General features: G+C 42.0%; 14 protein-coding genes. 2 read left to right on the top strand and 12 right to left on the bottom strand.

Going from position 1 to position 15,117, the window contains the following annotated elements; translation table 11 throughout:
• Nucleotides 1-64: 64 nt before the first annotated feature.
• From IR135_RS04015 to IR135_RS04005, 3 genes are all read right to left on the bottom strand, one after another.
• Entirely contained in the window at nucleotides 65-1,051 is a 987-nt protein-coding gene (locus tag IR135_RS04015; RefSeq protein WP_135096909.1) for a nuclease-related domain-containing protein, read from the bottom strand.
• Between the two features lie 319 nt (nucleotides 1,052-1,370).
• A complete protein-coding gene (gene cspA / locus IR135_RS04010) occupies nucleotides 1,371-1,571 on the bottom strand; it encodes a cold shock protein CspA (protein WP_026859816.1) in 201 nt (66 codons plus the stop codon).
• A gap of 118 nt (nucleotides 1,572-1,689) precedes the next feature.
• Entirely contained in the window at nucleotides 1,690-1,983 is a 294-nt protein-coding gene (locus IR135_RS04005) for a DUF1033 family protein (protein WP_135096907.1), read from the bottom strand.
• Nucleotides 1,984-2,106: 123 nt separating this feature from the next.
• On the opposite strand from IR135_RS04005, the gene IR135_RS04000 reads away from it, so the two are divergent.
• Together IR135_RS04000 and IR135_RS03995 are read left to right on the top strand one after the other, a co-directional pair.
• Nucleotides 2,107-2,838 (top strand): 5-bromo-4-chloroindolyl phosphate hydrolysis family protein, encoded by a 732-nt coding sequence (locus tag IR135_RS04000; protein ID WP_135096904.1) that lies wholly within the window; start codon nucleotides 2,107-2,109, stop codon nucleotides 2,836-2,838.
• A complete protein-coding gene (locus tag IR135_RS03995; protein WP_135096903.1) occupies nucleotides 2,831-4,021 on the top strand; it encodes a toxic anion resistance protein in 1,191 nt (396 codons plus the stop codon). Before IR135_RS04000 ends, IR135_RS03995 begins: the two co-directional genes overlap by 8 nt.
• A gap of 51 nt (nucleotides 4,022-4,072) precedes the next feature.
• On the opposite strand, the gene brnQ is transcribed toward IR135_RS03995, so the two are convergent.
• The 9 genes from brnQ to IR135_RS03950 form a co-directional block, all read right to left on the bottom strand.
• Complete coding sequence (gene brnQ / locus IR135_RS03990) at nucleotides 4,073-5,386, bottom strand: branched-chain amino acid transport system II carrier protein (RefSeq protein ID WP_135096901.1); 1,314 nt, start codon at nucleotides 5,384-5,386, stop codon at nucleotides 4,073-4,075.
• 94 nt (nucleotides 5,387-5,480) lie between these two features.
• A complete protein-coding gene (locus IR135_RS03985; protein ID WP_115884258.1) occupies nucleotides 5,481-5,675 on the bottom strand; it encodes a DUF6501 family protein in 195 nt (64 codons plus the stop codon).
• 68 nt (nucleotides 5,676-5,743) lie between these two features.
• Entirely contained in the window at nucleotides 5,744-6,976 is a 1,233-nt protein-coding gene (odhB, locus tag IR135_RS03980) for a 2-oxoglutarate dehydrogenase complex dihydrolipoyllysine-residue succinyltransferase (RefSeq protein ID WP_135096899.1), read from the bottom strand.
• Nucleotides 6,977-6,994: 18 nt separating this feature from the next.
• On the bottom strand, nucleotides 6,995-9,793 hold the full coding sequence (locus IR135_RS03975) for a 2-oxoglutarate dehydrogenase E1 component (protein WP_135096897.1): 2,799 nt from the start codon (nucleotides 9,791-9,793) through the stop codon (nucleotides 6,995-6,997).
• A gap of 109 nt (nucleotides 9,794-9,902) precedes the next feature.
• Nucleotides 9,903-11,276, bottom strand: coding sequence for a sensor histidine kinase (locus IR135_RS03970; protein ID WP_135096895.1), 1,374 nt, complete (start codon nucleotides 11,274-11,276; stop codon nucleotides 9,903-9,905).
• Entirely contained in the window at nucleotides 11,273-11,947 is a 675-nt protein-coding gene (locus IR135_RS03965) for a response regulator transcription factor (protein ID WP_135096893.1), read from the bottom strand. Before IR135_RS03965 ends, IR135_RS03970 begins: the two co-directional genes overlap by 4 nt.
• 662 nt (nucleotides 11,948-12,609) lie before the next feature.
• Nucleotides 12,610-13,230, bottom strand: a complete 621-nt coding sequence (locus IR135_RS03960; protein ID WP_115884263.1) for a GNAT family N-acetyltransferase — start codon at nucleotides 13,228-13,230, stop codon at nucleotides 12,610-12,612.
• A 93-nt stretch (nucleotides 13,231-13,323) separates the two neighbouring features.
• The gene (locus IR135_RS03955) at nucleotides 13,324-13,947 is read right to left on the bottom strand and encodes a phosphatase PAP2 family protein (RefSeq protein ID WP_135096891.1); all 624 of its coding nucleotides are present in this window, start codon (nucleotides 13,945-13,947) and stop codon (nucleotides 13,324-13,326) included.
• Nucleotides 13,944-15,020 carry an undecaprenyldiphospho-muramoylpentapeptide beta-N-acetylglucosaminyltransferase gene (locus IR135_RS03950; RefSeq protein ID WP_135096889.1) on the bottom strand — a complete coding sequence of 359 codons (1,077 nt, stop codon included), beginning with the start codon at nucleotides 15,018-15,020 and terminating at the stop codon, nucleotides 13,944-13,946. The genes IR135_RS03955 and IR135_RS03950 overlap by 4 nt, the downstream gene beginning before the upstream one ends.
• Nucleotides 15,021-15,117: the final 97 nt, after the last annotated feature.

The following is a 15,117-nucleotide window of genomic DNA, read 5'->3' as shown; positions in this document are numbered from 1 at the left end:
CGTCGAATCCGTGTCGTACTTGAGCGCTTGAACTTAATAAGAAATGTAATCTATCTCAAAATTTTTAAATCATTGGTATATGATCTTTATATCTCATATACGCATCAGATTTATTTACAGCATCTTCAAAATCAAAATACTTAAAAGTATAGGTGGTGCGTGTTCCTTTATTATTCGTATAGCAATGTTTTAATAATGCTCTGGAAACAGCTTTAAAGTGTAAATCATAATCGATAAACTCCAATAGTGAATTTCTTGTCATCGGCTGATTATAAAATAAAAATTTATAATCATTCATAGCGCGTAGCAGGTGAGTTTCATTGCATTCTGTGCTGCCGCATTTGTTACAGGTCAAATGAAATCTTTTTTTACTGAGATTAAAGCTTCCGCAACGGCCGCAATACAAGCCGAATTTCAGACGGGTTTTATCGACTGCAGGTTTAAAGTAAGGATTTTCAACTATACTGCTGCTGATCAGCCATGAAATATATTGCGCTTTATTCCCAGCCACAATTCCCGATTGATTAAACTGGCGGAAATAGTCGCGCAGACCGGAACGCAGTATAATTTTATTCCAATTCGATTGGTCATCAGAATGAAAAGTGAAATTGTCATTGGGAAAAATGAGCTTCCCGGACACCTTAAAATCACTCCGAGATGTATTCCTAAGTTCCATTAATTTTCCGACTGCACGGTTCAGCTGACTGAAAGCGTCATTCGGTATCGCGAAATTACCTCTATACCAGCTGCCGTCACGAAACGTGACACTGCCGGAAAAATTCTTGATTTCATTCGAAATAATACCAATATCACTAATTATCAAAGTGTCGTACTGTGTAACTGAGCCATCAATGCTGAGAAAAAGATCCCGATAAATCAATACGTTGCCATGACCGATACTGTCAAAAATCTGATCGTACAGCATTTCGCCTTCGTAACCTTTCTTCACATTCTCGAACTTTGCTGACTCTTTTTTCATCAGCGAAGTCCTAGCAGACAGTGCTTCGTAATAAATTAACTCATGCGGTTTTGTTCTTTCATTGATAAACAATATAAGACCCCCTTTTAAAATAAAAACCCTTCTACCCTATATATAGGTGAAAAGTACGGTTTCCTTTTAAAAAAGTTACTTAAAAACAAAAATAGCAAAACCGGTTTACTTTTTACACAAGTTTCATTATTAATGGAATTATATGTATGCAGATGTAAAATATATTTCCATGAAAAGTATTCTCTTAATTTTACATTTAAGAGATAATAAAAGATTAAACATATTTTTTACAATCCCCGCTCAATAAAAAACAAGCACCCGGATTTTATCCGGGTGCTTGTTTAGAAGTTACAAATTATTCAAATGAATCAATTTATAATTATAGTTTAGCAACGTTTGCAGCTTGTGGACCGCGGTCGCCTTCAACTACTTCAAATTCAACTGCTTGACCTTCTTCAAGAGACTTGTAGCCTTCTTGGTTGATTGCTGAGAAGTGTACGAATACGTCGTTTTCTCCTTCAATTTCGATGAAGCCGAATCCTTTTTCTGCGTTAAACCATTTCACTGTACCTTGTTTCATTAATAAAATCCTCCAAAAGACGTAAATTATCAATAAGAAGAACTTACTGATGATTCATATTATACAACATACTTCATTATATTGCAAACGTGTTTCTAACAATTGTGTGACGTTTTCACTAATTATTATAAAATTCATTATTTTTTGTCATTATCGGCGTGTAGAATATTTGCACGTCTTCATCACACTCTTCGCAAAATTCAATTTCACATGCGTTAAAAAATGCGCATAAATCATATTTACCCTGAATATAGCTGCTGTAATCATTTTTCATCTGTTCAATAATTGCCTTGTAGCCTGACAGCATCTGAGCGGTATCGTTAAACTGATGCCTGTTAATAATGTCGTCCTGCCAACCGTCGAAGAGCCACCAGCCCTCATAATCCGCTTTAACGATCACGACTTCATACATGTTTAAAACTCCATTCCCTGGCCGATATTATTCATTATTATAAACGCGTATAATTAGCATTATCAAGCATAACGCTTTATAATTGTAATAAATAGGCACATCTATACTAAGGGGTTTTGAACGATGAAGAGTAATTATTCACATTTCATTGCTTCTGTGATTGCTGTACCGGCCGGCCTCCTCGCTTGGGTCCTGTCGTCTAATATATTCGATATTCATATGTTTTTAGACGTCATAGTCGGCATCGGCGGTTTTGGTGCATCATACCTGCCCGCCCAGCGTATTTCACATCATAAGCATTTAGAGAAATTGAAACTCACAAACAGTGAATACAAATATATAAAAGAACAGCTCGCTCAGGCGAAAGAGCATACGAATCGTTTGCGTTCCAGCTATATGAATATCAGATCGATAAAAGACGCGAAGATGATATTCGATATTAACCGGATCGTTAAAACGATTATTTCATCTGTAGAGGAAGACCCTAGGCAGTTCTACAGCGTACAGCAGTTTTTCCATTCCAATCTGGAAACTGCGGTCAATACGATTGAAAAGTACCTTTATCTGTATAAGATGCCGGGGAAATCAAAAGATGAACGTATTCAGCTGCACGAGACACGTTTATCAATGTTAGAATTGAAACGTACGCTGCAGTCGAATCTTTCGCACATGAACCAGCGGAGCTACCAGGATTTAAATGTCGAACGCGATTTAATTAAGATGAACTCCGCCCGCGCCAAAAAACGCCAGGCGGCACTTGATAATAAGCTCGGCAAAGAAAAAGTGAATTTGAAGCAAAAACGACAGACTGAAAAAGAAACAGAAAAAGTACACCGGGGTGAAGGAAATGGCTGAAGAAAGAAATCTTAAAGACGAACTTTTAATGGATCCATTTAAAGAAGCTGATGACAGTAACGACAGTTTAATACTGCAGCCGGAAGGAGCTGCGGCAGCAAAACCGAAAGACAGCGAAGTGCTGACGACGTTTAAAGATCAATTCAGTGAATCAGATCTTAAATCTATCCATGAAATTAAAGATAAAATTGAACCGCTGAATAACGATGCACTGATTACTTACGGAGCGAATGCACAGCAGGCAATGTCTAAGTTCTCTCATCAGATGCTGAGCGAAGTGCAGTCGAAAGATGTCGGCCCTATCGGTGAAACTCTTGAAGAACTGATGAAAAAATTAAAAGAGATTGATCCGGAAGAACTGACGAATGAGAAAAGCAATATTTTCAAGCGTATGTTCGGGCGTGTAAAACGTTCCGTAAATGAAATGATCTCGAAACATCAGAGTATTGCGTCACAGGTCGACCGTATTTCAATTCAGCTTGAGCATGCGAAGGAAGTACTGATTAAAGACGTAAATATGCTTGATGGGCTGTACAACCAGAATAAGGACTACTTCGATGCGATTAATATATATATCGCAGCAGCAGAGCTTAAAAAAGAAGAGCTGGAGCAGGAAACACTGCCGCGTTTAAAAGCAGAAGCAGATGCTTCCGGCAATCAGATGGATGTACAGGATGTCAACGATATGATGCAGTATATTAACCGTTTAGAGAAGCGCGTACACGATTTAAAACTGTCTAGACAGATTACACTGCAGTCGGCACCGCAAATCCGGATGATTCAAAATATCAACCAGACACTCGCTGAAAAAATCCAGAGCTCGATTCTCACGAGTATTCCGTTATGGAAAAACCAGATGGCTATTGCCCTTACCCTGCTCCGTCAGGAATCGGCATCGAAAGCTCAGCGTGAAGTAACAAATACGACGAATGACCTGCTCACTAAAAACAGTGAGATGCTGAAACAGAACTCATTGAGAACTGCAGCTGAAAATGAACGCGGCATCGTCGATATTGAAACGCTGAAAACCACTCAGGAAAATCTGGTTACAACCATTGAAGAAACACTCAGAATCCAGTCTGAAGGTACCGAGAAACGTAAATCTGCAGAGGCTGAACTGGTAACGATGGAAAAAGAACTGAAAGAACGTCTCCTTCAGATTAAAGATAAACACAGATACTAATGATATAGACAAAAAATCACTTCTCCCATACGGAGAAGTGATTTTTTATTCTTATGAGTATTCCACTTTGGGTTTCTTCATGCCGATTAAATAGCCTAGAATGTAGCCGACAATCATAAATGGTATCCACTCAAAACTGCTTGAGAACAGCGGCAGTGACTCGATCCAGCTCATTTCAAACCAGCCGTTTCTGTGTACTACTGCGATCACAGATAATATAGACACTAAGAATACCGGAATTTGCAGACTGAGTCTCGGTGACGGTATGAAATAAGTCAGTATTAAGAGTAAGACAGTAGTCATTGCGACCGGATAAATAATAGACAATATCGGTACACTTGTAGCAATAACCTGATTCAGACCCTGGTTAGCCAGACCGAATGAGATGAGTACAAACAGGACAACCCATACTTTATAAGGCACTTTCGGTAAAATACTGTTAAAGTATTCCGAAACAGATACGATAAGTCCTGTTCCTGTAGTGATACAGGCAAATAATACGATTAAACCGAGTAGTATCGGTCCAAAGATACCGAACACTTCATCACTCATAAAGGTCAGCAGGAAGGTTCCAAGGTTTTGGTCATCGACTGCGGCACCGCCAAGATCGACTCTGTTTGCAAGCCATCCGAGTGAAATATAAATGGCAGCTAAAAGTACGGCAGCAAGCAGTGCTGATTTAATCGTTCCGATAAGTAAATCTTTACGGTTGGTTACACCAAGCTGACGGATTGAGTTAAGAACAAGGACGCTGAACGCAATCGCTGCGATGGCATCCATAGTTAAGTAACCCTCAGTAAAGCCGGTTGTAAATGCTGAAGAACCTTCAAATGTTTCAACAGCCGGGTTAATTGGATTATTGAAATATGTATATCCTGCAACGGCAATTAACAGTACGATTCCAATTAATAGCAGCGGCGTTAATACTTGCCCGATACTGTTAACCAGTGTGCCGGGTTTAAGACTTAATAATAAGACTACGATAAAGTAAACTAAAGAGAAAATTAACAGCCACATGCCTGTGTTTTCACTTAAGAACGGCACTATTGACATTTCATAAGCAGTTGTTGCTGTTCTCGGTATTGCAAAGAACGGCCCGATTGTTAAATAGATTGCAACCAGGAAAATGACTGCGAATGCAGGATGGATATTTTTAAGTGATTCTTTATATCCGTCTTTTGAAATTGAACCTACGATAACTCCGATTAAAGGAAGTCCTACTCCTGTCAGGACAAATGCAATTATTGCTGTCCAGAAGTATTCCCCGCTTGAAAATCCGAGTGCAGGCGGGAAAATTAAGTTACCAGCTCCGAAGAACATGGCAAATAAAGTAAACCCTACCATAATGACTTGTTTTGTACTCATGGGCATCGCCTCTTCTATAATAATTAATATGCAATAATTCTACCTTACTCTAGCAAAAAAATCCATAAGTATTTTAAATTATCTGACTTTTAAATTATGAAAAATACGTTTTGTAGTAGCCGCCTACTTTTCCTGAATTATCTTTGACGAAAATGTACTCTTCAGTTTCATTGACTACTGTATATTCTTTGCCCACTGTAAGCATATCGGATACTTTATATTTTTCAGCATCCACATGTTTTACGGTCACAGTTCTGATATTATTATTTTCCCATTCATTTTGAAGCATAATTATTCCTCCTAAGTAAAAAAGAAAAGGTATCGCGAGGATACCTTCTCTTATTAAATTGTTATATTTTAGCCTTCTAATAATAAATCTTCAGGGTTTTCAATTAATTCTTTAATCGTCTTCAGGAAGCCGACTGACTCAGCACCGTCGATAATTCTGTGATCATAGCTCAGTGCAATATACATCATCGGACGGATTTCAATATCGTCGCCTACTGCCACCGGACGTTTTTGAATTGTGTGCATGCCTAGAATCGCCGCCTGTGTGCCGTTGATAATCGGTGTAGACATGAGTGAACCGAAGACTCCGCCGTTAGTAATTGTAAATGATCCACCGGCCATATCGTCAAGAGATAATTTTTTATCTTTTGCTTTCTTAGCAAGTTCAGCAATATCATTTTCAATTTCAGCAAATGTTTTGCGGTCCGTGTCGCGGACAACTGGTACAACTAAACCTTCATCGGTAGATACTGCAATCGATACGTCGAAGAACTCTTTGTAGATAAAGTCCGTACCGTCGATTTCAGCGTTTACTGCCGGGTATTTACGGAGTGCAGCTGTAGCAGCTTTGGTAAAGAATGACATAAAGCCGAGTCTAGTACCGTCGTTACGCTCCTGGAAGCTTTCTTTCTTACGTTTTCTAAGTTCCATAACGTTCGTCATATCAATCTCATTAAACGTTGTCAGCATAGCTGTATTTTGCGATACATCGAGAAGACGTTTGGCAATAGTCTGTCTGCGGCGGGACATTTTTTCGCGTCTGACCGGTTTTTCAGGTGCCGCATCAGCTTTAGGTGCTGCCTTCTTCTCTTCCTGCTTGCTTTCAGCTTTAGGCGCATTGCCGTGGTTCTCAACGTCCTGGCTGCGTACTAGACCGCGGGGGTCGGTCGGATTGATATCCGAGATTTTAATCCCTTTTTCGCGGGCAAGTTTTCTTGCTGAAGGTGTCGCAACGACAAGTTCATCGTTCTCGTCTTCTTCAGCTGGCTCAGCAGCAGGTGCGCTGTCCTTAGTTTCTTTAGACTTCTCTTCTTTTGCTTCTTCTTTCTTATCAGCAGCAGGTCCTGAGCCTTCACCGACAACAGCGATGACTTGTCCAACTTCAACAGTGTCGCCTTCTTCGGCTTTAAGTTCTGAAATCACGCCTGCTTCTTCGCTGACGATTTCAACGTTTACTTTATCAGTTTCAAGTTCGAGTACGTTCTCTCCCTTTTCCACTGTGTCCCCTACTTGCTTAAACCATGTAGATATTGTTCCTTCTGTGATTGATTCTGCTAATTCAGGCACGATAATTTCAGCCATTTTATAATTTACCCCCTATTATTTTAAAGCTTTTTCTATTATATTCTGCTGTACAAGTTTGTAAGAACCGCCGTTGCCTTCAGAAGTTGAAGCGCTCGGTTTTCTGCCGATATAGTTCAGTTCTGCTTTCTTAGGAACGATATCGAGCAGGTAAGGCAGTGCAAAATGATATGAACCCTGGTTTTGCGGCTCTTCCTGAACGAAGCGTACTTCTTTCAGGTTTGTAATATCATCTAATACTTCTTTAATTGCTTCAGCCGGGAACGGGTACAGCTGTTCCAGTCTGATAATCATTACTTCGTCGTTTGGTGTTTCAGCTTTAGCTTGTGCTTCAAGCAGATCAACAGCGACTTTTCCGCTGGCAATGACTGCTGTTTTCACTTTTGATTTCTTATATTCAGGTACGATTACTTCGTGGAAACGGCCCTGAACAAATTCGCTGACCGGCTGGCTCGCTGTCGTGTTGCGCAGCAGGCTTTTCGGTGACATAACAACTAAAGGACGCATTTTTTCAGTATTTAAATACTTCGCCTGACGTCTTAAGAGGTGGAAGTAGTTGGCACTGCTCGATAAGTTTACAACTGTCATGTTGTTTTCAGCACAAAGCTGTAAATATCTTTCCAGACGTGCAGATGAGTGCTCTGGTCCCTGACCTTCTTGTGCGTGCGGCAGAAGCAGCGTTAAAGCAGTTCTTTCGCCCCACTTGGAATGAGCAGATGATACGAACACATCAAAAATCGGCTGAGCCATGTTGGCAAAGTCTCCGTACTGTGCTTCCCAGATTGTCAGCGCGCTGTTGTTTTCAACGTTATAGCCGTACTCGTAAGCAACGACTGCCATTTCAGTTAACGGCGAGTTGTACAGCTCAAATGACGCCTCTGCATCGCTGATGTTATGGAGCGGTGTGTGTTTCTTACCTGTTTCAGGATCGTGCAGCACTGCGTGACGGTGTGCGAATGTTCCGCGCTCTGCATCTTCACCTGTGAAACGAATCGGCGTGCCGTCCTGGTTAATCGTTGCAAAAGCAAGAGCTTCCGCATGTGCCCAGTCGACAAGAGCTGTGTCATCTTCAAATGGTTTTTTACGTCTTGATAATACGTTATTCAGTTTTTTAAGCGGCGCGAATCCTTCAGGATATTCGAGCAGTTCATCGTTTATCTTTTGAAGACGGTCGCGTGTAATATCTTCTTCTGTTTCATTCGCCTGGCCTTCCATAATTTCTTTTGGCGTCTGAATATCTTCAGTGACAACAGTATCATTTTTGTCAATCTTATCATGTTCGGCTCTTAATTCATCCTGAATCGCCTGCATAATACTGTCTTTGTCTTCTTGTGTAATAACGCCTTCTTCGACAAGTTTATCACCGTAAAGGTTATCGATTGAAGGATATTCATGAACTTCGTTGTAAAGATTCGGGTTCGTCGTCATCGGCTCATCCATTTCATTGTGGCCGTAACGGCGGTAGCCGATAAGATCAATGACTAAATCTTTTTTGAATTTCTGGCGGTACTGAATCGCAATATCGATGACGCGGAGCACATATTCCGGACGGTCTGCGTTGACGTGGAAGACCGGCATATCGAAGCCTTTGGCAATATCAGATGCGTACAGTGTTGAACGTGCATCCCACTCCTCTGTCGTAAAGCCGATGCGGTTATTAGTAATAATATGCATAGCACCGCCGACTGAGTAGCCGTTAAGATTCGATAAGTTCATCGATTCAGGGTTTACACCCTGTCCCGGGAAGGCAGCGTCACCATGAATAATTACACCAAGTGAATTATCCACATCGTGAACCGCTTTGCCCGCCTGATCAGTTTGTTCCTGCTGGGCGCGCGTGCGTCCCTGAACAACAGGTCCGACAATTTCAAGGTGTGACGGGTTATTGGCAAGCGTCACTGTCTGTTCGATACCTTTGTCTGTTCTCGTCTTAACGCCGCCGAGGTGATACTTCACATCGCCCATCCAGCCGTTGGTAAGCACGAGCGAACCGTCTTCCGGGAGGAATTTCATCGGGTCTGTCGACATAAACTCACTCAGCATCATAGCGTACGGTTTTTGGAGCGTATGTGTCAGCACGTTTAGGCGACCGCGGTGAGCCATACCAATCTGCAGATGAGGAATGTTTTCCTCTGCCATACGCCCGAGCAGGTGATCGAGCATCGGCACGAGCGAGTCCACCCCTTCGATTGAAAATCGTTTGGCGCCGACAAAGTTTTTATGAAGATACTTTTCAAAGCCTTCAGTTTTAACTAGTTCCTTGAAAAGATAAACTTTCTTATCGCTGGAAAGTTCAACTTCTCCGAGTCCTTCAATGGTGTTCTGCAGCCAGTTTCTTTCTTCAGTGTTGTTAATATGAGTATATTCATATGATAACGGTGAAGTGTAGATTTTTTCCAGGTAGCGTGCTGCTTCAAGCGCGTTGTCGAATTTATCGGCAATCGCTTCAGAAACGATACCTGCCGGCAGGTTTTCAAGATCAGCATCTGAAAAACCGTAGGCGTTAAAATCAAAGTCAGGTGCGTTGTCAATTTCCGGTGAATATACCGGATAGACATCCGCTTTTAAATGACCATACTGCCTGATGTCATTTAACCATTGCAAGATACCTTTGATTTTATCCTGTCCGGCCGGAGTAAGAGCCTTATCTGAATGACGAGTATTGCTTCCTTCATTCGAAGAAATGCTGTCGAATAATAACTGCATTTCCTCCGAGACTGAATCCGGGTCTTCTTTGTACATGTCAAAATACTCAAGAATCATGCCTAGATTTGTTCCAAATCTTACAGGAGCATTCTCAACTTCATTTTGTTGCATTGTACTGCCACCTCTTTATATTTTTTAAATACTCTTTACGTATAAAATTTTACCATTTAACACTGCTTCTTGAAAGCGCAATTACAGATTGTCACTAATGTTTTATAAATTAGTTTTTCAATTTTGGAAATTTGATGTGAACTGTAGTCGATTTTCCTTCTTTGCTTGATATCCATACGTTTCCGCGGTATAATTCGACGATTTTTTTAGCAATCGATAAACCGAGTCCGTTTCCGCCCTGATCGCGGCTTCTTGATTTGTCCACCCGGTAGAATCTGTTGAATACCTGATCGATTTCCTCTGCCGGGATACCGATTCCGGAATCCGTAATCGCTATTTCGATGCTGCCGTCTTTAAGACGTTCCGACGATACAGTAATGTGCTTATGCTCCGTATCGAATTTAATCGCGTTATCAAGGAAGATAATCAGCATCTGTTCAAAATGATAATTATTAATCGGATACATCAGCTTGCTTTTATCCAGTTTCGCTTCAAACGTATAATCCGGATGAACTTTATCGAGACTTTCAATACGGCTCATTATCTCATCGTTTAAATTAATGCTTTCAGTCTGGAGATAATCCGCCCCTTCGTTTTTAGTGAGCAGGAGGAGTTCCTCGACAAGCTTGTTGATGCGCTTCAGCTCTTCGATTGAAATGCCGAGAGACTCGTCCAGCACTTCAGGGCTGTTCCTGCCCCACCGGTTAATCAGCTGCAGATGCCCCTGAATAATCTGGAGCGGCGTTCTGAGCTCGTGGGATGCATCTTCAACGAACTGCTTCTGCTGATTATAGGACTCCTCGAGCGCCTCCATCATATTATTAAACGATTCAATCATATAATCGGTTTCAATAATGTTCGTTTTTAAATCGAGCCGTTCGGCGAAGCCCTGATTCTCAATTTTCTTCAGCTGGCCGGTGAATCTGCCGATCGGCTTGACCATCTGAATCGAGAAGAAATAACTGATAACCGATGTGAATGTAATCGATAAAAACCCGATAATCGTTGCGATGAACAACATCATCCGGATAATCGTATTGTACTCGTTCAGCGGATGGACAACGGAGATGTAACCGTGCCAGTAATCCGACTGCAGCATGCGTGTGCCGACGAGATAATCATCGCCGTCGACACTCGCCGGTTCAATGACAGGATTTAAGTTCGCTTCAAAATCCGTCTCGATATTCAGCTGAGTGCGGATTGGCCAACGGTAAACCTCTTCGCCGCTGAGCGTGTAGAGACCCATCTGCTGATTATCGTACAGACTCGTATATATATCACGTTCTGTAATCGAGTTGAACGGCTGGTTCTCATACAGCGAGCTGACATCCGTCAGACTCCTCGACACTGCGCGGTACTCCTGGTCTTTTAAATAGACGCTCGTCGCGTAAATCAGGAGCGAGCTGAACAGTATATAAGTAATTGTAATAATTAAAATGGACAGTTTCAGCCACTGCGTTCTGAGAGATGTCACGCGGTTCATTGTCTGATCACATATCCGACTCCGCGGACGGTTTCAATCAGTTTATCCTTGCCGAACGGTTTTAATTTGTTGCGGAGATACCTAATGTACACATCGACAACATTCGTTTCCACTTCGCTGTCGTAGCCCCAGATAATATCGAGAATCTGTTCGCGTTTCATAACGATACTCATATTTTTAACGAGCAGATGCAGCAGTTCGTGCTCCGTTTTTGTAAGCTCAATCGGCGTGCCGTCAATCGCGACAGTATAGGCCGACGTGTCGATAGAAATGCCGTGCAGTTCGAGTGTCGAGTGACTCGTCTCCGCAGTCTTGTTGCGGCGCATAATCACCCGGAGGCGCGCGAGCAGCTCCTCAATCTCAAACGGCTTCACGATATAATCATCTGCCCCGTAATCGAGACCGACGACTTTATCGTATGTATCACCTTTCGCTGTAATAATAATAATCGGCGTATCCTTTGTTTTGCGCAGCCGTCTGCACACTTCGAGACCATTCAGTTTCGGCAGCATTAAGTCCAGCAAAATGACATCGTAATCATTTTCACTCGCCATATTAAAACCTTCCTGACCATCCGCTGCCAGCGTTACACTGTAACCCTCGTGGCCTAATTCCAACTCTATGAAACGGGCTAAATTCGTTTCGTCTTCAACAACTAATACTTCCGGCATAAGCCTCACCTACTTTGTCTACATATTATCATGAAATTATACCGGATTAAAAATTAAAGGTGCGGGGTGCGGGGGTTTGCGGATGATTTGCTGGTTTTACTGGTTATGATGGGGATTTTGCGAGGTAAGGAGTTGATTGGGGGGACTGGATGTGAGGTGGATGCCCATGTGGAATTGACATGGTAATTTAAAGAGGTTTGGATGCCCATGTGGAATTGACATGGTAGTTTAAAGAGGTTTGGATGCCCATGTGAGATGAACATGGTAATTTAAAGAGGTTTGGATGCCCGTGTGAGATTGACATGGTAATTTAAAGGGGTTTGGATGCCCATGTTGAATTGACATGGTAATTTAAAGGGATTTGGATGCCCATGTGAGATTGACATGGTAATTTAAAGGGGTTTGGATGCCCATGTGAGATTGACATGGTAATTTAAGGAGGTTTGGATGCCCATGTTGAATTGACATGGTAATTTAAAGGGGTTTGGATGCCCATGTGAGATTGACATAGTAAATTAATATAAAAAAGCGATAAAGTTGCTACATGTACTTTATCAAATCGACAACGTCTATCCGCCGGCGTCACCCACCCAAATATAAAACAACACAAAAAACCGGACACCCTTTCTCCAAGGTCCCCGGTTCAAATTAAATAAATATGGTTAGCTTACAATTGTATTTGGTGTGTCCATCATATAGCTTTGCTGTTTAATGAGTAGATTCGTTTTCACTTCGGGCCATTCATCATCGATAATTGAATAGATTATTAAATTGCGCGGAACACCGTAGAGCGAGCGTTCTTTACGTATCACGCCTTCTTTGGTGAAGCCGATCCGTTCAATTGCTTTGTTGCTGCGCTCGTTTCTTTCGTCTGCGCGCACTTGGACGCGCATGAGCTTTAACACTTCGAAGCAGTATTCAAGCAGTAGGAATTTGCTGTCTGAGTTAATGAAAGTACGCTGGGCTTTGGTGCCGAACCAAGAGGCGCCTATTTCGCAGCTCTGACGTTCATAGTCGATATGCTGAATGCGCGTGGCACCGACGACTTCGCCTGTTGCTTTTAAGACGACAACAAACGGTATCGATTTCAACTGGTTGCGGAGCTCAATGGCACTTTGAATCCATTCGCTCATTGCTTCTTCAGTTGTGGCTTGAAAAAGCATATAGGTCCAAATACTGTCGTGATTAATAGACTGAAGTTCTGCGGCGTGGCTCAACTGCATGGGCACGAGTCGAATTCTGTCGTTTTCAAGCGTAATGTTTTCATATAAATTTATTGCCATATCATCACCTGCCGTCTTAATAATACCCAAAGTAATTTCATTATAATTCCTCGGAAAATATTAAGCAATGATAATATTTCAAAATAAATTCACTTAAATTAAAACCGGCTTTTTGAACTTCTTGTGAAGCAGTGCACTCGTTCCAACCACTACTGCGAGACCGATTACAACGCCTGCGAGAACGTCTGTCGGATAGTGGACGCCGAGGTAGACGCGGGATGATGAAATCATCAGGATAAAGGTCGCGCACACCGTCATTAAGAGCGCCTTGTTGTTTAAATCTGTATGTTTAATAATCGCCCCGAGCGAGCCGAAGAATATCGTTGAACCCATTGCGTGTCCGCTCGGAAAACTGAAGCCGGAAATTTCGATCAGACGGAGCATCGACGGACGTTCCCGGTCGAATGAATTTTTTAAGACGGGAATTAAAATACTCGATGCAATCATCGAAATTAAAATGAACAGCGTGTGCACCTTCAGTTTATACAGCATTAGAATTGATATCAGGATAAGCGACATTACGATCATGGACAGCACTTCGCCGAGCTGGGTAAAGCCGAGCATGAGCGCTGTCGTTATAAAACTTTCAGATGCGTAAATAAATTCATAGACTTCACGGTCAATCCAGCGGCCGAGCCTCGATTCATGAAAGATGGCAATCACGCCGAATATTAAAGTGAAGACTAAAAATAAGGACATTTTCTTGCTCCGGCTCACACTGATGCCTCCCCGATTAGTTTATCTGCAAGTTCGGCAGGATTAAAGCCGTGTTTGAACTGTGTCATCTTAGACGTAATATCACTGTAGTTCTCTTCGATAAACTCCAGTTTCTCCTGTAAGTTTTCAAGATTTAAGTCTTCTTCCTTCAGAACTTCCGCATAACCCTCTTTTTTAAAGTGTTTTGCATTTTGAATCTGATCACCGCGGCTCTGGTCGAGACCAAGCGGAATTAAAATCATCGGTTTTTTCGCGAGGAGCAGTTCAAATATTGCATTCGAGCCGCTGCGTGAAAGCACGATATCACTGATGGCTAACAGATCAGCCAGTTCATCACCGGCAAATTCGAACTGTTTGTAGCCCGCCTTCTGGATTTTCTGCTTCATATTGCCTTTCCCTGTTAAATGGATAAGCTGATACTTTTCCGTGAGAACATCAATATGCTCATGGACGAAATCATTGATTTTTTTCGCACCGAGCGAACCGCCCATCACGATGACTACAGGTTTATCAGAATTAAAGCCGGTTAAAGCATAGCCTTCATCCTTGTTTCCTTCCATCAGATCAGGCCGGATGACCGGGCCGAGGTATTCGGCCTTTGCATCAGTAAACTGTTCTGCTGTCGCTTCGAAGGTGGAGAATACTTTTGTTGCAAACTTGCTCGCAATTCTGTTGGCAAGTCCCGGTGTTAAGTCCGATTCGTGGATATAAACCGGCACGTCTTTTGCAGCTGCTGCCAGGACAACCGGGACCGACACGAAGCCGCCTTTTGAAAAGACAAACAGCGGCTGTTCACGTTTTAAAATTTTCTTAGCGTCGGTGACACCTTTCAGCACTTTGAAAATATCTTTTAAATTTTCAAATGATAAATACCGGCGCAGCTTGCCGCTCGAAATTTCATGGTAAGGAATATCGAGCTCCGAAATGATATCTTTCTCTATGCCTTTTTTCGAACCGATATAATGCGGTTCAATATTTTGCTTTTGAAATTCAGGGATTAGAAGTTTGTTCAGCATCACATGGCCGACTGTACCGCCGCCTGTCAGCATTACTTTTTTATTTTCTGAAACCATAAGCGCCCTCCATAATACTTAGTGACTTTACTTTAAACTATTTACAAAATGTCTACAACAAAAAATTCCGTACAAGCGTGAACTGTACGGAATTTGA

The organism is Jeotgalicoccus nanhaiensis (assembly GCF_015235105.1).
GTDB classification, from domain to species: domain Bacteria; phylum Bacillota; class Bacilli; order Staphylococcales; family Salinicoccaceae; genus Jeotgalicoccus; species Jeotgalicoccus nanhaiensis.
Note: the sequence above shows the minus strand (reverse complement) of the source record. Positions and strands in the feature narration are given on the sequence as shown.

Bases quoted from the DNA above. Each gene is read 5' to 3' on its own strand.
- cspA (WP_026859816.1), bottom strand. From the start codon at position 1,571: ATGAAACAAGGTACAGTGAAATGGTTTAACGCAGAAAAAGGATTCGGC.
- IR135_RS04005 (WP_135096907.1), bottom strand. From the start codon at position 1,983: ATGTATGAAGTCGTGATCGTTAAAGCGGATTATGAGGGCTGGTGGCTC.
- IR135_RS04000 (WP_135096904.1), top strand. From the start codon at position 2,107: ATGAAGAGTAATTATTCACATTTCATTGCTTCTGTGATTGCTGTACCG.
- IR135_RS03995 (WP_135096903.1), top strand. From the start codon at position 2,831: ATGGCTGAAGAAAGAAATCTTAAAGACGAACTTTTAATGGATCCATTT.
- brnQ (WP_135096901.1), bottom strand. From the start codon at position 5,386: ATGAGTACAAAACAAGTCATTATGGTAGGGTTTACTTTATTTGCCATG.
- IR135_RS03985 (WP_115884258.1), bottom strand. From the start codon at position 5,675: ATGCTTCAAAATGAATGGGAAAATAATAATATCAGAACTGTGACCGTA.
- odhB (WP_135096899.1), bottom strand. From the start codon at position 6,976: ATGGCTGAAATTATCGTGCCTGAATTAGCAGAATCAATCACAGAAGGA.
- IR135_RS03975 (WP_135096897.1), bottom strand. From the start codon at position 9,793: ATGCAACAAAATGAAGTTGAGAATGCTCCTGTAAGATTTGGAACAAAT.
- IR135_RS03970 (WP_135096895.1), bottom strand. From the start codon at position 11,276: ATGAACCGCGTGACATCTCTCAGAACGCAGTGGCTGAAACTGTCCATT.
- IR135_RS03965 (WP_135096893.1), bottom strand. From the start codon at position 11,947: ATGCCGGAAGTATTAGTTGTTGAAGACGAAACGAATTTAGCCCGTTTC.
- IR135_RS03960 (WP_115884263.1), bottom strand. From the start codon at position 13,230: ATGGCAATAAATTTATATGAAAACATTACGCTTGAAAACGACAGAATT.
- IR135_RS03950 (WP_135096889.1), bottom strand. From the start codon at position 15,020: ATGGTTTCAGAAAATAAAAAAGTAATGCTGACAGGCGGCGGTACAGTC.